Source organism: Planktothricoides sp. SR001, from assembly GCF_001276715.1.
GTDB classification, from domain to species: Bacteria; Cyanobacteriota; Cyanobacteriia; order Cyanobacteriales; family Laspinemataceae; genus Planktothricoides; species Planktothricoides raciborskii.
In genome coordinates, this window is the sequence record NZ_LIUQ01000002.1 from 112,423 (window position 1) to 129,577 (window position 17,155).

Consider the following 17,155-nt stretch of genomic DNA (forward strand, 5'->3'; position numbering starts at 1 on the left):
AGTGAGAGCCAGTGGATTAATCCGAAACCTACGGCAGTCCTACTTTTTAACGGCATTTTTAACTCTGGCTCTTTTGTCAAGTACAATTTATACCAATTTTGATGCGTTTACCCTGCCATAAGCGCCCGCTTTTTCCGCTTTAATTGCCGCATTTAGTGAGAGTAAATTGGCGCGATCTGCTATCTCTGAAATCGTCGTGGACACTGTATTGATATTATTCAATTTTTCACTAATTATGCCAATTTATGAGGATATTAAAGTCATATTTTGGGCTAATTGACCCATTATTTTTTCAATTTTTAGCAAAGCAAATTATTTTGACTTGACCATTACAGGCAGCACTGGCCATAAAATGAGATACTGAGGCGATTTCATTGACTATCTGAGATAATTACTTCGAGTTGAGGGCAATTCAATTTCCTGGGCGATCGCCACCTCTTGATTAATCGATGCTAATTGTTCACGGCAAGTTTCTTCTAATTCTTGGCTGGATGAGGCGATCGCTGTACTGATTTGCATCGCTGAATTTTTTCCTTCTAATATCACTTAATTTAGCTGATTTTGCCTCTCGGTAAACTGAGCATTTACATCACTTATTTGGCGGCGATCGCTATAAATTTCAAATTGATTAAATTATTAATTAAATTATTGTCTGAAATAGTTTCTCCATCAGATTTGTCAGATTTGACTGGTGCCATCTGATTTTTTAACTTGAGAGTAATCCCCAGGGCAACCAGGATACCGAGGGGAATAGATACAGCCGTACCGACCAGCCCCACCCCAAGCATAAATTGATGAGAATCTGCCAATTTTTGTTGATTATCTAGATAACTATCGAGCATCTCTTCAATTAATCTATTTCCCAGTTGAGCGATTTCTGTCATTGTTAACTGTTAGGTTAACTGTCTCGCTTCTTGTAGTTTGTTTTCTTATATGAGTTTTTTAATTAATATCTTCACATTGATTAAAAAATATTTCTGTCTCATCAATAAACTGTTTTAGCAACGATTTTACCTCTGGAGTAAATCTGGCATAGTTGCTGGCTAAACATAAGCTATTAATATCGGAAAAATCAAAAAAATAAAAAATATTTTCATATATTTGCCAAAAATTTTGTCTTTTATAATCCAACACATATACTCTAATAATATTTAGCGCTAATTGATCGATTTTATTGATAAAATTCTTCACTTATAACAGACTTTTTGTTGTCAGTTTAGTGCTTTGATCAAATTTTAATAAATTTTGGGCGTTCACATATACCGTAATACTTAAAGCAAGGAGAAACCCGATAGGAGTTGAACATCACCAAAAAATCCGATTACTTAAACTAGAATTACCAAACATATTCCCCAATTGAATCATTTGCCGTTTTTAACTAAACTAAAACTAAACTAATTGACAAAATAACGGTTTTTTAGGATAAATCATTAAATATTAGCAGCAGAAACATACCTCGAAATGAAAATACCTCGAAATGAAAATTTTGACTATCCACCCCCCGTGAGTGCCTTTTGCAGAGGGCATTAATCAGAAATCCTAACTTAAAATTTTCTCTCTCAACAATTTGTCACCAAGATATCCCCCTTACAATATCGGGGTTTAAACCCGTGGCTACAAAAAGCAAGTCCGCCGAAGGGCGGACTCAGAAGGCGATTAAACCCGTATCAGCGGGTGCCTGTTTATGTAGATCCCTATAAGTTACTCATATAACGATGAGTTTAACTATTCAATATAACCATCGTCTCTAAGCTTTTGCAAAACCTTATTGACACATTCGTCCACAGTTTCTAGGTCAGTGCGACACTCAAGATCCGGATGTTCTGGGACTTCATAAGGATCGTCAATCCCCGTAAAGTGTTTAATTTCTCCAGCCCGTGCTTTTTTGTATAGTCCTTTGACATCCCGCTTTTCACACTCAGCCAAAGGCGCATTGACGAAAACCTCAACGAAATCACCAATCTGGCGTTTAACTTCCCGGCGGATTTCTCGATATGGGGAAATCGCCGAAACCAGCACAATCACACCATTACGAGTCAACAGATGTGCCACAAAACCAATGCGGCGAATATTGATATCTCGGTCTTCTTTGCTAAAACCTAATCCTTTGGTCAGGTTTTCCCGCACGATATCACCATCAAGTAGCTCAATTTTACATTGGTTATCTCGGAGATATTTCTCTACCTGAGCGCTAATGGTGGTTTTTCCGGCTCCACTCAACCCTGTAAACCAAACTGTGACACCGCGATGTTTCATTATTATTCGACTCCAACTATAGCAATAAGAATATAGCAATAAGAATATAGCAATAAAAAACATCCTATTGACCCAAGATTTTATAAGAGTTTATAAAATTTGACTGGTTTGATGTCCCCAGGCATTTTAAATCCCTGATTACTGATAGGTTTTTGCCGGTTAATTATCCGCAAAAAAACCCGGTTTTTTTGGAAAAACCGGGTTTTTTTCTTTATTTAATAGTTAATGGAGCTGAGCGGAATCGAACCGCTTTCCGAAAAACCTATTAACTTCCCACTCGTTCACAGGCGTAGCCTTTCTAATCCTCAAGGCGGGAACCATCCATTATCCCGGATGATAGGATGCAATGGTTAAGTCTTAGCTAACAAGCAACCAGAGTAATCTTGTTAGAGCATCCGTTGGGGGTTGGTCTATAGTCCTTAACGGAGTCAAACTACAGACGCTCGAACCTATGAGAGGTTATTAGGCAGCAACAGTGGCCGCTTTACGAGCAAATGGAACGATGTTGTTCGCAGTTACTTTTTTGTTTGAGCCTTGGATTATCGAGAGGAGACTCACTCTCGGCCTGAATCACAGGACCAGCTTTCAATTTCCCGTCGAAACCAAAACAGCCCCTAGCACTTTCTATTATAATAAAAAATTCTCAATTGTCAAGAAGTCGTGGGAGCGGGGTGTGGGGCCGCCATCGGCCGCCATCGGTGTGGGCTGTGGGGCCGCCATCGGTGTGGCGTGTGGGGTGTGGGGGAGCGGGGGAGCAGAGGAGCAGAGGAGCGGGGGAGCAGAGGAGCATTTAACCAAGAACAACCAACAAACAACCAAGAACAAACAACCAAGAACAAACAACCAAGAACAACCAACAACAAACAACCAACAACCAACAACCAAGAACAAATAACCAACAACCAACAACCAACAATAGGATAAATGGAGATATTTGAAATTGAAGTTACTGTGTTTAAGTAATGGTCATGGAGAGGATGCGATCGCAATTCGCATTATCAAGCAACTTCAGCAGCAACCGCAGCCCCCAGAAATCGTGGCTTTGCCTTTGGTCGGGGATGGACTGGCGTACAAAAACCAGCAAGTGCCGATCGCCGGGCCGGTGAAGCGGATGCCTTCTGGTGGTTTTATTTATATGGATGGTCAGCAACTTTGGGGAGATTTACAAAGTGGCTTGCTGAAACTAACTTGGGAGCAAATTAAAGTGATTCGCAGTTGGGTTCAGGATGGTTCTGCCCCAGAAAAGCCAGAAAAGAAATTTATTTTAGCGGTGGGAGATATTGTGCCCCTGTTGTTTGCCTGGTTAAGTGGGGCTGACTATGCTTTTGTGGGGACGGCGAAATCAGAATATTATTTGCGGGATGAAGTGGGTCTGTTACCCCGTCAGTCTTGGTTTGAGCGGTTGGAAAGTTGGTCTGGGTCGGTGTATCTGCCGTGGGAACGGGTGCTGATGCGGCAAAAACGTTGTAAGGGAGTTTTTCCCAGAGATACTTTGACGGCGACAACTTTACAGAAATTCGCGATTCCCGCGTTGAATTTGGGAAATCCGATGATGGATGACTTGGAGGAAGAAAATCCCCCAGGGATATTTTATGATCCCAAAAAAGTATTAAACGCAGAATTGAAAGAAAGTCAAAGACCTTTGGTGGTGGTGCTGCTGCCTGGGTCGCGATCGCCGGAAGCAGCAGAGAATTGGGAAATAATTATGGCCGGTGTGACGGATTTGCTGGCGGCATTAGGCGATCGCCCAATAATTTTGCTGGGTGCGATCGCCCCTGGGGTCAGTTTAGAACCTCTGCAAAAAGTGCTCCAGATTTATGGCTGGAACCTGCAAGCCAGACCTCAGCCATCATCTGCAACTGAGTTAGGAATTACTGAGTTAGGGATTAAAGACCCCAATGCCCTCTATTTCCAACAAAAAAATACTTCATTAATTTTAACTCAGCAAAGTTTTGTCTCTTGTCTGCAAAAAGCTGACCTGGCGATCGCGATGGCAGGAACTGCCACGGAGCAATTTGTCGGTCTGGGTAAACCGGCGATCGCCATTTCCGGACGGGGTCCACAATTTACCCCCGCATTTGCCGAGGCCCAAAGCCGGTTACTGGGGGCATCATTAATTTTAGTCAATCGTCCCTCACAGGTGGGCGCCGCCGTCCAGCAACTTTTTCGTGACCCCGATCGCCTGGAATTAATTAGACAAAATGGCCGAAGACGGATGGGCGAACCGGGGGCTGCCCATCGAATTGCCCGCTATTTAATGGAGCAGATCGCCGTTAATGGTTAATGGTTAATAGTTATTAGTTATTAATTATTAATTATTGGCTACTTGCTATTTGTTATTATTTATTAGTTATTCTTTATTCGTTAGACAAACAACCAACAACAAACAACCAACAACCAACAACCAACAACTAACAACCAACAACTAACAACAAATATTAATTTTTCACTAATACCCCTGGTTCTTTTTGAATGGGAACTACATCTAAAATATCCATGTCGCAGCAATATTTAAGGTCTTCATCTCGATTCAGTCTAAGCAGCCGTTGACCATGACTAGCTAAACGCATCAGTTGTAAGAGATCGTCTTTCCATTGCTCATAAAGAGCGATCGCGCCAATCACTTCATCATTGCCAGCGAATTCGCCAATTTTCAGACCTGTTGCTGCGATCAAACTATGGGCGATCGCCCCGGCACAAACCGTATCTTCCAGGGAAAAACTGCCTTCCCAACCTGATGCAACAATCCAGACTGTTTCTGGTTTTTGCTCTAGAATAAAGTCCACCACAGCCTGACGATTAATTAAAGCCGCTGCCAGCACAATGGGGGCTTTTTGAATGCATTGCAGGGCTCTGGTGCCATTGGTGGTACTGATAAATAAGCGGGATTCTTTCACCCGTTCTGGAGTGCAATCAAAGGGAGAGTTGCCCATGTCGCAACCTTCTACCTGAGCGCCCCCGCGTTCCCCAGCCCGCAGCCGCTTGTGGGCAGGCCAAGCTTCACTGACTTGCATCAACTCATTTATATCACTGAAAACTTGCACGGCTTCGGCGCCCGCATTCAAGGCCGTTGCCATCGTACTGGTAGCCCGTAAAACATCAACAGCGATCGCACAATCTGGGACGCGATCGCTCGGAGTTAATTCAGGAGTATGGTAAATATATAACTTCACTGTTTGGCTTCACTTATTGTTTTATCCAGTCGGAATAACATTCTATTGGTTTGTGTGCCATCAAAAGCAATGATTTTTTTATCTTGAGGAATATTTTTTCCCACAGGTAGAAACAGACCCCACTCCTGTTGCGGTTGGCGGCGCTACGGGATTCGCCACGAGAGCGGCTACGGCAGAGGCTAAGTGCTGCGAGTTTAAGAAAAAAACTTCGCCAATTGCCAATAAGACAGCGTTTTTTTTCTTATAGGTTTTATAACTTTTTTTAATTTTGATGCGGATTTGCGAATTTGACTCAGCGATCGTAGGGTGGGCAAATTCTTGCCCACCCTACATTTAGCGATCAATAATTATTGATTGATTGTTTGGTCAAATAACCAACAACCAATAACCAACAAAAAAATCCCTACCCACCAATAACCAACAACCAATAACCAATAATCAGCAAAATTTTCAAGCGAAATATTTACTTAATAACAAGGCTAACTTTTCCTTGGTGGCTGCTGGTGCGTGATTTAAAGGGGTTAAAATTGCATATTTCAAGGCCGAATGCGCCTCAGAAATGGGCGGATTTGCTTGTAAACGTCTGACTGTTTCTTGAATCACTTTTTGAGCATTCACCGCATTGCGTTGCAAATTGCCAATAACCATATCTACTGTGACACTATCGTGGTCTGGGTGCCAGCAATCGTAATCCGTGACTAAGGCTAAGGTGGCATAAGCGATTTCCGCTTCCCGCGCTAATTTGGCTTCGGTTAAATTAGTCATGCCGATAATCGTGGCATCCCAACTCCGATAAAGATGCGATTCAGCTTTGGTGGAAAATGCCGGCCCTTCCATACAGACATAAGTGCCCCCACGATGCAGGGTGACATCGGGTAAGTTTAAACTAGCTACCGCATCGCCAATAATTTTAGCCAGATGGCCGCAAACTGGATCCGCAAAAGCAATGTGAGCCACAATCCCATCCCCGAAGAAAGTGGCAATCCGATTTTTGGTGCGATCGATAAACTGATCCGGGACGACCATATCCAATGGCTTCACCTTTTTTTTCAGGGAACCGACCGCTGATGCGGAGATTAAATACTCCACCCCTAAACTTTTCATGGCATAAATATTAGCCCGGTAGGGAACTTCCGAAGGTAAGAAAGTATGGTGACGGCCATGCCGCGCTAAAAAAGCCACACGAGTTTGCTCTAATGTGCCCACAATGAGTACATCAGAAGGATCGCCGAAAGGAGTATCAATTTTGATTTCTTCTACTTCTGTCAGGCCATCCATTTTGTACAGCCCGCTACCACCAATAATGCCAATTTTTGCTTGTGCCATGAGTAATCCCTGTCACCAAATTTTTACCAACATACTTGGTTATTGTATAGGAAATTTGCTCAGTTAATACATGGTGTCAGTGATTTTTGTCACTAAGTTTGCTAGAAAATATCACAATACTTCCATGAGCGCGATCGCTTCTGAATCTTTATAAAATCTTTAAGAATAGAAAGATAAAGTTGTGATATAGACTTCAGAGGGATTCTATATGCCAGGAACTAACCACATATCCAGAACTTCAGTCGAAAGCATCGTCAACCGGATCTTTAGATGGAAAAAAATTACCAGGAATGACCAACATCTCCTGATGTCAGCATTGTTAGCCAAAGAATCGATTAGTCCAGAGGAAAAATATCAAATCGATCGAGTATTTGATGCAGTAAATAGTGGTTTTTTGAAAGTGCTTTAAGCCAAACCAGCCCGGTTTGTCAGATAAAAAATTATGTCACGAGGAGCAGAGGAGCAGGGGAGCAGAGGAGCCCGCCGTCGGCAGAGGAGCAGAGGAGCAGAGGAACAAACAACTAACAACTAACAACCAAAGAATCCCTACCCAAAGAATCCCTACCCAAAGAATCCCTACCCAACAACCAACCAACCAAAGAATCCCTACCCAAAGAATCCCTACCCAAAGAATCCCTACCCAACAACCAATGTAATTTGATTATGAATTGGCTACAATAGTAACAATACATTCAGTCTGACAAAGAAAAGGAGTTAATTATATGGTGTCAACAAATAACTGGGGAATCACCAATGAAACTAAAGAAATGTTCAAACATCGAGTAAATCCGATTGTGGAGCATTTTCTCTCGACTGATACATTGTTTGAGAATTTGAATCGGGATGAAATGATCGAGGTCATGGTTGATGCGTTTAGCAAAAATTTTTCCGCCGAGCAATTAGAAAATATGTCCGATGAAACTTTAACGGCGAAAATCAGAAGCGTTTTAGGGTTAGAAGCCTTGTCTCATTTGTTTGATGATTGGACTCCCGAAGAAATTGCCGAATATGAAGCTGCTGTTAAAGATGTCAGGAGAACTTGGTAATGGACTATTTGTTGGATACGAATATTTTAACCGCCATTTTGAAAAACAATTGGCCAAATCATTCTAAATAATTGGGGTTAGTGCTGAGATCGGCGGGAAGGTTTTCAGCCCTGCCAATGACCCCTAGTTGTAAAGCCAGATCGTAGCAATTTTGGGATTGATTTAGTTCTTGAAGATGTTTTGTAATTGCCTCGATAATAAGTTCTTGTTCGGTTTTGTTGGTTTGCTTGGCAATTGCTTTTAATTGTGCTTCTAAGTAGACTGGCAGAAATAAATGCACCACAGACCCCATTAGAAGAAAAACTGTCATTCCCGCGCAGGCGGGAATCCACAGCCTATCGGCGGGGAACGAAAAGAGCAATTAATTATGTTCACCTACTTAGTTGGGGTTCAAGAGTAATTTTCATCATTCACCAGTCAATTAATTTTAATTGTGATTTAATATATATTAATACCGTTTCCCATCAAAAGTGCAACTCTTCTGGACGCGGGGCGACCACCCTTCGGCAGATGGAACGGTTGACGAAAAAATTGGCCGCACAGTTTACTGAAAGCGCCAATCGGGAAAATCTCTGGAGGTTGGAGTTATGAGTCCTTTACTACAACAGCTATTGCAGCAAGTCGAACAACTAGCCCCTGAAGAGCGCTTAGAGTTAATTCGACAGATTGCACAAGGGCTGAAAAAGTCAGAGGTGGTCGTCAGACCCAAGCCTCGATGGAGCGATTTAAAAGGAATGGCTCCCTATCCAATGATGGGAGAAGATGCTCAAGAGTGGGTTTCGCGTACTCGACGAGAAGCCGATGAGCATCGAAGCCAAGTTTTGCGAGGCGAATGATGAGAATTGATGAGGCTCTTTCTGGGGTATCGCGGCTGTTTTTAGATACGGCTCCTGTCATTTACTTTGTAGAACGGAATCCTAGCTTTATTGATCGGGTCGATCCAATATTCGATCGATTAGAGTCTGGGATTACCCCAGTAGTGGGATCGGTGACGGTTGCCGAGTGCTTAGTGGGTGCGTTGCAGATGGGCTTAACGAATTTAGAACAAGCATATATGGCTATCTTTACACGAGATGATGTACTGTTTGTGGAGAATACCCTGACGATCGCTCGTGAGGCTGCAAGGGTGAGAGTCCGATACAATCTGCAACTTCCTGACGCATTGCAAATTGCCGCCGCGATCGATGCTGGCTGTGAGGCGTTTTTAACTAATGACGTGCAACTGAAACGGGTAACAGAATTAAAAATTATCGTTGTTAGTGAATTAGCGATTTAACCAGCCGATTTGGATAGTGCATCATCTTCTGGCGCAGATTATCGCGTTTAGAAATATTGATTGATTAGACATCTCCAAAAATCAGCTATAAAGCCTTGATATGGCTTTGTGACTGGCAATTATTGGAGATGTCTATTAGCTAAAAATCTGTCATTCCCGCGAATGCGGGAATCCCAGGATTTACGTCGGGAAAAGAAAAGTGCAATTAATTATGTTCACCTACTTAATAATCAGGCTATTGTTACTAAATTAATCACGATCGGGAAAAATATCTTCTCCATATTCTGCAATCAACTCATTGAAAAATTCTTCCCCTTCTAGATTATCTATCATTAAACTTTGTTGGATTTCTTCTTGTTGTTTTAAAGCAATTTTTTCAGCTATTTTTTTATTATTATTGATACATTTTTGATATTGAAATTCACACATATTAATGGCTTCTTGTAATGTTTTTCCTTTACCTAAAAAATTGATATTTACGGGGTGTTCTTCATCTTCAATAGCTAGAATTTTTACTACTTCCCATGTAATTTTTTGTCTCCCAACATTAAGAGTAAATTTATGAGTATTTGATTGACATGACAATTCAAAATAAGATAACTCAATATATGAAAAGCCATTTTCATGGTAAGCGAATGTAACGGTATTGGGGTTAACCATAGGGTCGATTTTTTTGCAAGTATCAAACATTCGCTGCTTGGTCAACGGAATTTTTTGTTCAATAAAAGAATCGATGATTATCTGAGAATTAGTAAATGTTTTTATTCTGGCTTTATGAAATTCTAAATCAGCTTCTGGTAAAGTATTTCCATAGCCCATCATATTTTTTGGTGATTTTGCATATTTAGTATTCTTCGTAGGTGTTTTTAAAATCAGCCAACTTTGAAATGTTTCATTGTCAAATGAACCCCGCAAATAAGCATAAGTTTTTAGGCTATGAACTTGTGAGTTTTTTAGATTTTTCCACGATGTATTTAATTTGGGTTTTTTAGAAAATCTATCTTCAATAATTTCAAGTGAATACTCTTTCGGATTTTCGGAATATAATGGAGCATCACAAATAAATAATATAAAATTTTCCAATACTTCAATTGCACAGCGAATATCACTAAATTTATTAAATAAATTTATGATTAATTCATCTCGATATAGCCGATCGCAAAACAATAAATTAGCCCGATCTATGAATCTTCCTGATTGCGTCGAAATCGTTGGATCGAAGATAGAGCAATATGTAATAAAGTCATCTAAACTTTTAAGATCGGGTTCTTGGAAAGGAGGTTGCGGTTTTGGTTGATTCCGATCATTCAAAAAAGCGTCCATGTTTTTCATGTGATTTTCCTCACAAACTTTTGACTACTAACAATTCATTGCCTCGGTCATCGATCGCCTTGACAGCAATTTTTTTATGCTCACCTGCTGCAAACGGTGCGCTAATTGTCCCGGCTAAATGATCCTAAACTTGATCGTCATAGGTTGCCTTTAATGCCTTTTTATGATAAAGTTACCACTGAGATTGCCGAAAGTGTGTCAAATTTCCTTGTTTCCACCACCTCCAGTTCGATAACTGATTCCGGTTTGTTTGGCATAGTCTGATAGTTTCATGTCAATATATTACCAAAAATTGCCATATCTGACTATATTTTTATTGAAACTTTACAATACCAAACCAAATCCGCGGGCTCAAGTAGGGGCGATTCGCGAATCGCCCCTACTTGAGAACCGAATTTAGTTCAAAAAACCCAGTTTATTGCTAATCTTGCAATAGCCAAAAGCCACTATAAGTCATACCCGAATCATCCGGTTGAACCAGGAGAAAATGTAACCCTTTAATCAGTTGTTTCCGGGTTTGATAATTTTGGGCTGCTGCCGCAACTTCTTGGTCTTCAAAGGTGGCAATAACCCAGCGATCGCACAAACCAGCCTCTAAGATTAATCCATCTGGTTGACCGGGGATATAATTAATCGATACCGGATTAATTTCTTGCAGCCATCGGGCTAATTGCATCGATGACCGACCGCCATAAATCACAATCCCAGGGACGGCCACCGTTGAGGCTAATCCTAACTGAATCGGGGTAATAAATTCGGGAATTTCTTTGACGGGAATCGGCAAATCGGCAAAGGTATCAATTAAATCCCCAGCTTTTACCGTTGCCATACGCCATTGTTCTCCCCAGAGGTTTTCTGGTAATGGTAATGGAGGCGGTTTATCTATGGCTAATGGTTCATAATTTTCTCGGATATAACGAGGATCGCTGGGATATTCTTTTGCCCTGTCAATGAGCGATCGCTTCAAAGCCAAAGTGCGCCGTGTTGGTTCTACGGGAATCCCGAAGCTTTGAGCCACAGTCTCAATTAAACTCAAACTCTGAGGTCGAAATACTTGGATTTTATCCGGTAGTTTCCCATGATTAACTTGCGGGAATTGCGCCCGAACCCAATCAGCATTGACCTCGGATTGCGGACATAAATTAGAAAATAAAGGGGCTGAATCACTGGCATCACAAACCAGTAATTCCCATAAAGGTTGTCCCGATTCATTTTTCAGGGGACGACGATAGCAGTCAACTTGCCAAATTTTCATTGATTAAATATAGAATGTGTTAAGAACAGGATAGAGGAAAGAGGGAAGGGGGAATAGGAAAGAGTTTGGAAAAATCAACCATGTGTAGGCATTGGCCAATCTGAGATGAACCCGACAATAATGCATTTTGATTCAATCGATGTCAAATATCTGGTAATCAGTAAATAAATCATTAATCTGTTCTAAATTTAAATCAAATTGACCAATAGAAATTAACTCTACCCACCGTCCCTCTGGCTGATGGGCTAAACGAATTTGCCAATAATTCTCTGGCAAATATGGTAATCTTTCCGCCCATTCGATCGCGACAATTCCTGGTTCAACTTCTATCCCTTCCCAATAAATTTCTGGGTTAAGACTCGGTATTTGGGCAGGTTCTAAACGATATAAGTCGAGATGGTAAAGGGGAATTCTGCCTTCTAGATATTCTGTGATTAAGGTAAAAGTTGGGCTAACAATCGGTTCAGTAATATTCAAACCTGCCCCAATTCCTTGAACTAAGGTTGTTTTTCCCGCACCCAAGTCCCCTGACAGCAAAAGAATACTGCGTGGTTTGAGCGATCGCCCTAAAAACATTCCTAATTCAATAGTCGCCGTAGGATCGGCTAAAAAAATTCTCTTTCCCTGTTGACGCATATCTCGGTAAACAATAGTAAATATTATGGAAATATAATGGCAGTTTATTCAATCTTTTGCCGTGTGATAGGCCGGATGATATTAGATATTGTATCAGAAATTGATTCTTGCTAAAATTCCCTGAATGTATTACCCTTCCCTGGATCTAATATCTTCATCTACGCGGCAAAAACCTGACGCTCTTTATTCAGCTTTACACTTTCGTTTTAAGTAGTTGCATTCGACTGTACCAACGCAATAAAACCCGAGCCAGCAGTTGAGGATTATGCCGAACATAACCCGTGTCAGGGTCTTCTTCCATCACATTAGCATTCACAATTTGTCTCCCAGAATTTTTGATAGCTTCGCGATCTAAAAAAACCGGATGAGAATTATCTTGAGCATAGCGAATTAAGGCTTGAGCCGATGGGGATTGTGACTGCACTAATACGGCATTAAATAACTGACGACCACAGGCAAGATCGATCGCCTTAATATGATCGGCAACGCTGTAATCTTGGGTTTCTCCCGGTTGAGTCATAATATTGCACACATAGATTTTCGGGATATCTTTTCGGTCGATCGCCTCAGTAATTTGCGGCACCAAAAGATTAGGAATCACACTCGTATATAAACTACCTGGGCCGAGAATAATAAAATCAGCTTCCTCAATGGCTTGAAGGGCTTTCGGTAACGCTGGGGGATTAGCTGGAATGCAGCCAATTTTGACAATTTTGCCCCCCGCTTCAGAAATACTCGACTCCCCAGTAATGCAACGTCCATCGGCTAATTCCGCCCAAAGATTCACATCACAAAGAGTGGCTGGCAGCACTTCCCCCCGCACGGCTAAAACCTGAGAACTAGCAGCGATCGCTCGTTCCAAGTCTCCGGTAATATCAGTCATAGCTGTAAGAAATAGATTACCAAAACTATGACCTTCTAAACCTTTACCGGCACGAAAACGATATTTAAACAACTCAGTTAATAACTTTTCCTCTGCCGCTAACGCAGATAAACAGTTACGAATATCTCCAGGGGGCAACACACCATTTTCTCGCCGCAGACGGCCAGAAGATCCCCCATCATCGGCCACGGTGACGATCGCCGTAATATTACTACTGTAATGTTTCAATCCCCTAAGCAACGTCGAAAGACCAGTCCCACCGCCAACCACCACAATTTTTGGCCCGCGATTTAATCGGCGATGATTCAGCAACAAATCCACCAATTCCTCATCATTATCGGGTCTTAAAGCCCCGGCGATCGCACCCACAGTCCGCCCGTGAGCCCACAGCAACAACAAAATCCCCATCACAAGAACCAACGGGCCACTAATATAATTAGGGATCACCGTAGTCAGAGTAGACAGAAACGTCTCCAGAAATTGCATCACCCGAAAAATGGGGTTCAATCTAATCCAAATCGCTAGACCCAACAGACTGAGGATCACTCCCAAAACACTAATCAGTAACCAGCGCTTCACAAATAATCCAGGGGAAAGCCATTTGGCCCACTGATTAACCCGATTTGAAGGTCGGCGGGAATACAAATTCTGGGTACTTCCGGCAGCAAATGAGCGGGTTTCAAACTCAATTGCTTGAATTGCTTTTCTCAAGAAACCGTTGGCCATAATTAATTTTGACTTTACAGGATAAAAAAAACGATATACAAAACTTTACACTACACATACAATGGTTGACTGATGACCGTTTGATCTTCAGGCATCCCTTCCCACCACCTGAGTATCCGGGAGTTCGGGGAGTTGACGGCTATGCTGGCGTGCCGGTTGACGGCTGACGGTTGACGGTTGACGGTTGATTATTTTAGAATAATTAGCATTTAGTTTGCATTTTTAGATCAAGTTCTTTTAGATTAGAGAAAATCTGGCTAAAAATTGTGATTTCTTTAACAAACAGCTAATAATTCTCGTAATTATCGTAATTATCGTAAATTACCTGTTGATAATCTGTTGATGTTCTGTTGATGTTCTCTTGATGAGCGGCGATCAAATTTATATAATTTAACTGTTTAATCAAAACCCATCAATAACCAAGGTTAGGCCGTCCCTCGCTTGTCAGTGCTAACCTCAAAAAAGTAGGGGACTAAAGAAGATTCAATCCTCTCTGGCGCAAGACTGCCATCTTTAAACGGTACAGACCACTATACTAATCTTTGAGTTTCCGCTCAGGATAGGACAACATCAAATGATCGACGAGCCTTTAATTGAATTAAAAGGAGTATCTAAGGCGTTTGGCGGGAAGGCCATCTTAGATGATGTCAATTTGATTATAAAAAAGCATGAAGCTTTGGGAATTATCGGCCCATCTGGGACGGGAAAATCAACAATTCTGAGGATTATCGCCGGTTTGCTGGAACCGGATAGTGGTGAGGTTTATGTCCAGGGGACTTTGCGGAAGCATTGGCTCGACGATCTCCAGGATCCGATTGGGATTGGGATGGTGTTTCAAAATGCGGCTTTGTTTGATTCGTTAACCGTTGATGAAAATATTGGCTTTTTGCTTTATCAGCATTCTAGGCTATCCCGTAAACAAATTAGAGAGTTGGTGAATCAAAAACTGGAAATGGTGGGTTTGCCGGGAATCGGCGATCGCTATCCCGCTGAACTTTCCGGGGGGATGCGGAAGCGAGTCAGTTTTGCCAGAGCGATTATGACCAACCCCCACAATCCCAGAGCCAACCCAGAGGTGTTACTGTACGATGAACCGACCGCAGGACTCGACCCGATCGCCTCAACGGTGATTGAAGACTTAATCCGAGATTTGCAAGCGGCAAAAGGCGGTTGTAGTACATACGTCATGGTGACACATCAAGATAGCACCATTCGTCGTACCACCGATAGAATTATCTTTTTGTATCAGGGCAAAGTCCAATGGCAAGGAAGTGTGGAGCAAATCGATCGTGAAACCAATCCATTAGTTAAACAATTTTTTAGTGGCAGTGTGAGTGGACCGATTCAAGTGGTCGGGTAAATCAAGTGGATCTCGTCCCAGTACCACCCAGTTCAAAATTGGTAGGAGCAATTCCTCAATTGCCCCGACTGAAATCGGTGAAATCATAAAATATTGCGTTAAATATTAAGTGAAGTATTAAATAAAATGTTAATTCAAGTATTAGATTAAATGTTAATTTAAATATTAGATTAAATCTTGGTTTAATTCTAGAGAAAATAAAACAGAGCGTGTTATTCAGGAGGAAATATTGTGTCGCGACGAATGATCAGAGAAGGCTCATTGGGCTTGTTAATTTTATTGGGTCTGGGTTTATTTGGCAGTTTTTTCCTGTGGTTGCGAGGATTTAGTTTCGGCAGACAATATTACACGGTAGTGGTTGAATTTCGGGATATTGCCAAACTGCAACTAGGCGCACCCGTGCGATACCGTGGGGTACAAATTGGTGCGGTTTCCGAGATTAATGCTCGTTCTAATCAAGTGGATGTGGAGATTCAAATTAGCCCAGCGACCCTACGGATTCCTAGACAAGTGAGGATTGAAGTCAGTCAGGCGGGATTTATTGGGGAAACTTCGATTGATATTTTTCCTTTCCAAGAGGTTTCGATCTCCGCTAGAAATACGAATCCTTTAGACAAAAACTGTAAATCAGAGTTAATTATCTGCGATCGCGATCGGCTTCAAGGAGAAATCGGTGTCACCTTTGATGAACTATTACGCAACTCCCTAGGCTTGAGCAAGTTATTTGCCAATCCCCAATTTTTTGGCAACCTCAACCAACTGATCCAAAACACCACCGTTGTCACCGCCGAGGTGACAGCCCTAAGTCGCGATCTTCAACAGTTAACCCAATTAACCGAAAAAGAATTGGCCAGGGTTTCCACCACCGCAGTTCAATCAGCAAATACCATTAATCAAGCGGTCACTCAAATTAGTGGCACCGTCAACGAATTAGGCACCACCGCCAAACAAGTCACCGCTTCCATTGATCGGATTAGCAGCACCGCCAATCAGGTTGGCAATACCATTAGTCAATTTGGCGACACGGCCAATCAGGTTGGCAATACCATCGATCAGTTTGGCAGCACCGCCAATCAAATTGGCAATACCGTTGGTCAACTCCAAACCACCGCCAATGAACTCAACAGTTTAGTCCGAAATGTAAATGGATTGGTGGTCGCCAACCGTTCCACCTTAGTGCAAACTTTAAATAACTTGAGTCAAACCAGTGAAGACCTCCGGGTGGCGGTCAATCGTCTCGATCCCGCCATCTCCCAGGTAGAAACCGGATTAAATCAAGCTCAAATCCCTCAACTGCTGACCAACTTACAGCAAGTCTCCGCTAATGCGGTTCAAGTTTCCAATGATGCCGCCCAAGCGACGGCTAATTTAAAAGACTTATCCAATCCCACCAATTTAATCTTGTTGCAACAAACCCTCGATTCGGCCAGGGCTACGTTTGAAAATGCTGAGAAAATTACCTCGGATTTAGATCGTTTAACCGGAGATCCGACATTTTTTAATGATTTGCGCCAGTTGATCGACAGTCTGAATAATTTATTATCCGTGACCGAACAATTAGAAGAACAAACCGCGATCGCGCAGAATCTCGATCCCATCGTTAAAATCGTCAACGATCAAGCCACATCCTTGCCGGACATCAACCAATTACCATTACAAAATCCCCCCTCCCCCAAAGCCCCATAATTAATTATTTGTTTATGGTGAATAGTGATTACAGATTCCCTTTTTAATCTTTAATTTTGAATTTTGAATTTTGAATTTTGAATTTTGAATTTTGAATTTTGAATTTTGAATTTTGAATTTTGAATTTTGAATTTTGAATTTTGAATTTTGAATTTTGAATTTTGAATTTTGAATTTTGAATTTTGAATTTTGAAGTTTTA

The 17,155-nt window shown here is 41.7% G+C and carries 19 protein-coding genes and 1 other RNA gene; 7 read left to right on the plus strand and 13 right to left on the minus strand.

The window, feature by feature from the left end; translation table 11 throughout:
- Positions 1 to 87: 87 nt before the first annotated feature.
- From AM228_RS36635 to ssrA, 6 genes are all read right to left on the minus strand, one after another.
- Positions 88 to 222 carry a hypothetical protein gene (locus AM228_RS36635; protein ID WP_199317273.1) on the minus strand — a complete coding sequence of 45 codons (135 nt, stop codon included), beginning with the start codon at positions 220 to 222 and terminating at the stop codon, positions 88 to 90.
- Positions 223 to 378: 156 nt separating this feature from the next.
- On the minus strand, positions 379 to 519 hold the full coding sequence (locus AM228_RS31585; RefSeq protein WP_156331460.1) for a hypothetical protein: 141 nt from the start codon (positions 517 to 519) through the stop codon (positions 379 to 381).
- A gap of 74 nt (positions 520 to 593) precedes the next feature.
- Complete coding sequence (locus tag AM228_RS01700) at positions 594 to 884, minus strand: hypothetical protein (protein WP_054464368.1); 291 nt, start codon at positions 882 to 884, stop codon at positions 594 to 596.
- A gap of 58 nt (positions 885 to 942) precedes the next feature.
- The gene (locus AM228_RS01705; RefSeq protein ID WP_156331461.1) at positions 943 to 1,134 is read right to left on the minus strand and encodes a hypothetical protein; all 192 of its coding nucleotides are present in this window, start codon (positions 1,132 to 1,134) and stop codon (positions 943 to 945) included.
- Positions 1,135 to 1,725: 591 nt separating this feature from the next.
- Complete coding sequence (cysC, locus tag AM228_RS01710; protein ID WP_054464370.1) at positions 1,726 to 2,256, minus strand: adenylyl-sulfate kinase; 531 nt, start codon at positions 2,254 to 2,256, stop codon at positions 1,726 to 1,728.
- A 223-nt stretch (positions 2,257 to 2,479) separates the two neighbouring features.
- Positions 2,480 to 2,871: a transfer-messenger RNA gene (gene ssrA, locus AM228_RS29040) on the minus strand.
- A 325-nt stretch (positions 2,872 to 3,196) separates the two neighbouring features.
- Here ssrA and AM228_RS01720 point away from each other — a divergent pair.
- A complete protein-coding gene (locus AM228_RS01720; RefSeq protein WP_082348707.1) occupies positions 3,197 to 4,540 on the plus strand; it encodes a lipid-A-disaccharide synthase-related protein in 1,344 nt (447 codons plus the stop codon).
- Positions 4,541 to 4,694: 154 nt separating this feature from the next.
- Here the strand turns inward: AM228_RS01720 and AM228_RS01725 are convergent, their stop codons facing one another.
- Positions 4,695 to 5,429, minus strand: coding sequence for a 2-phosphosulfolactate phosphatase family protein (locus AM228_RS01725; protein WP_054464373.1), 735 nt, complete (start codon positions 5,427 to 5,429; stop codon positions 4,695 to 4,697).
- A gap of 450 nt (positions 5,430 to 5,879) precedes the next feature.
- The gene (locus AM228_RS01730) at positions 5,880 to 6,755 is read right to left on the minus strand and encodes an S-methyl-5'-thioadenosine phosphorylase (protein WP_054464374.1); all 876 of its coding nucleotides are present in this window, start codon (positions 6,753 to 6,755) and stop codon (positions 5,880 to 5,882) included.
- A 208-nt stretch (positions 6,756 to 6,963) separates the two neighbouring features.
- On the opposite strand from AM228_RS01730, the gene AM228_RS01735 reads away from it, so the two are divergent.
- Both AM228_RS01735 and AM228_RS01740 read left to right on the plus strand, forming a co-directional pair.
- Positions 6,964 to 7,164, plus strand: coding sequence for a hypothetical protein (locus AM228_RS01735; protein ID WP_054464375.1), 201 nt, complete (start codon positions 6,964 to 6,966; stop codon positions 7,162 to 7,164).
- Positions 7,165 to 7,477: 313 nt separating this feature from the next.
- On the plus strand, positions 7,478 to 7,801 hold the full coding sequence (locus AM228_RS01740; RefSeq protein WP_054464376.1) for a hypothetical protein: 324 nt from the start codon (positions 7,478 to 7,480) through the stop codon (positions 7,799 to 7,801).
- 58 nt (positions 7,802 to 7,859) lie between these two features.
- Here AM228_RS01740 and AM228_RS01745 read toward each other — a convergent pair whose 3' ends face one another.
- A complete protein-coding gene (locus tag AM228_RS01745; RefSeq protein WP_197285193.1) occupies positions 7,860 to 8,111 on the minus strand; it encodes a hypothetical protein in 252 nt (83 codons plus the stop codon).
- A 277-nt stretch (positions 8,112 to 8,388) separates the two neighbouring features.
- Between AM228_RS01745 and AM228_RS01750 the strand changes: the two genes are divergently transcribed.
- Positions 8,389 to 8,637 (plus strand): hypothetical protein, encoded by a 249-nt coding sequence (locus AM228_RS01750; RefSeq protein WP_054464378.1) that lies wholly within the window; start codon positions 8,389 to 8,391, stop codon positions 8,635 to 8,637.
- Complete coding sequence (locus AM228_RS01755; RefSeq protein ID WP_231636534.1) at positions 8,634 to 9,077, plus strand: PIN domain-containing protein; 444 nt, start codon at positions 8,634 to 8,636, stop codon at positions 9,075 to 9,077. Before AM228_RS01750 ends, AM228_RS01755 begins: the two co-directional genes overlap by 4 nt.
- Positions 9,078 to 9,326: 249 nt before the next feature.
- On the opposite strand, the gene AM228_RS01760 is transcribed toward AM228_RS01755, so the two are convergent.
- From AM228_RS01760 to yvcK, 4 genes are all read right to left on the minus strand, one after another.
- On the minus strand, positions 9,327 to 10,409 hold the full coding sequence (locus tag AM228_RS01760) for a hypothetical protein (RefSeq protein WP_054464380.1): 1,083 nt from the start codon (positions 10,407 to 10,409) through the stop codon (positions 9,327 to 9,329).
- A gap of 421 nt (positions 10,410 to 10,830) precedes the next feature.
- Positions 10,831 to 11,664, minus strand: a complete 834-nt coding sequence (locus tag AM228_RS01765) for a Tab2/Atab2 family RNA-binding protein (RefSeq protein WP_054464381.1) — start codon at positions 11,662 to 11,664, stop codon at positions 10,831 to 10,833.
- Between the two features lie 132 nt (positions 11,665 to 11,796).
- Positions 11,797 to 12,300 carry a tRNA (adenosine(37)-N6)-threonylcarbamoyltransferase complex ATPase subunit type 1 TsaE gene (gene tsaE, locus AM228_RS01770; protein ID WP_054464382.1) on the minus strand — a complete coding sequence of 168 codons (504 nt, stop codon included), beginning with the start codon at positions 12,298 to 12,300 and terminating at the stop codon, positions 11,797 to 11,799.
- Positions 12,301 to 12,493: 193 nt separating this feature from the next.
- Complete coding sequence (gene yvcK, locus AM228_RS01775; protein ID WP_054464383.1) at positions 12,494 to 13,909, minus strand: gluconeogenesis factor YvcK family protein; 1,416 nt, start codon at positions 13,907 to 13,909, stop codon at positions 12,494 to 12,496.
- A 577-nt stretch (positions 13,910 to 14,486) separates the two neighbouring features.
- Here yvcK and AM228_RS01780 point away from each other — a divergent pair.
- Both AM228_RS01780 and AM228_RS01785 read left to right on the plus strand, forming a co-directional pair.
- A complete protein-coding gene (locus AM228_RS01780; protein ID WP_054464507.1) occupies positions 14,487 to 15,269 on the plus strand; it encodes an ABC transporter ATP-binding protein in 783 nt (260 codons plus the stop codon).
- 231 nt (positions 15,270 to 15,500) lie between these two features.
- A complete protein-coding gene (locus AM228_RS01785; protein WP_156331462.1) occupies positions 15,501 to 16,955 on the plus strand; it encodes an MlaD family protein in 1,455 nt (484 codons plus the stop codon).
- Positions 16,956 to 17,155 lie beyond the last annotated feature (200 nt).

Excerpts from the sequence above, each read along its gene's own strand:
- AM228_RS01745 (WP_197285193.1), bottom strand. The coding sequence starts at position 8,111 with ATGACAGTTTTTCTTCTAATGGGGTCTGTGGTGCATTTATTTCTGCCA.
- cysC (WP_054464370.1), bottom strand. The coding sequence starts at position 2,256 with ATGAAACATCGCGGTGTCACAGTTTGGTTTACAGGGTTGAGTGGAGCC.
- AM228_RS31585 (WP_156331460.1), bottom strand. The coding sequence starts at position 519 with ATGCAAATCAGTACAGCGATCGCCTCATCCAGCCAAGAATTAGAAGAA.
- AM228_RS01700 (WP_054464368.1), bottom strand. The coding sequence starts at position 884 with ATGACAGAAATCGCTCAACTGGGAAATAGATTAATTGAAGAGATGCTC.
- AM228_RS01735 (WP_054464375.1), top strand. The coding sequence starts at position 6,964 with ATGCCAGGAACTAACCACATATCCAGAACTTCAGTCGAAAGCATCGTC.
- AM228_RS01750 (WP_054464378.1), top strand. The coding sequence starts at position 8,389 with ATGAGTCCTTTACTACAACAGCTATTGCAGCAAGTCGAACAACTAGCC.
- AM228_RS01740 (WP_054464376.1), top strand. The coding sequence starts at position 7,478 with ATGGTGTCAACAAATAACTGGGGAATCACCAATGAAACTAAAGAAATG.
- AM228_RS01755 (WP_231636534.1), top strand. The coding sequence starts at position 8,634 with ATGATGAGAATTGATGAGGCTCTTTCTGGGGTATCGCGGCTGTTTTTA.
- AM228_RS01730 (WP_054464374.1), bottom strand. The coding sequence starts at position 6,755 with ATGGCACAAGCAAAAATTGGCATTATTGGTGGTAGCGGGCTGTACAAA.
- yvcK (WP_054464383.1), bottom strand. The coding sequence starts at position 13,909 with ATGGCCAACGGTTTCTTGAGAAAAGCAATTCAAGCAATTGAGTTTGAA.
- AM228_RS01765 (WP_054464381.1), bottom strand. The coding sequence starts at position 11,664 with ATGAAAATTTGGCAAGTTGACTGCTATCGTCGTCCCCTGAAAAATGAA.
- AM228_RS01760 (WP_054464380.1), bottom strand. The coding sequence starts at position 10,409 with ATGAAAAACATGGACGCTTTTTTGAATGATCGGAATCAACCAAAACCG.
- tsaE (WP_054464382.1), bottom strand. The coding sequence starts at position 12,300 with ATGCGTCAACAGGGAAAGAGAATTTTTTTAGCCGATCCTACGGCGACT.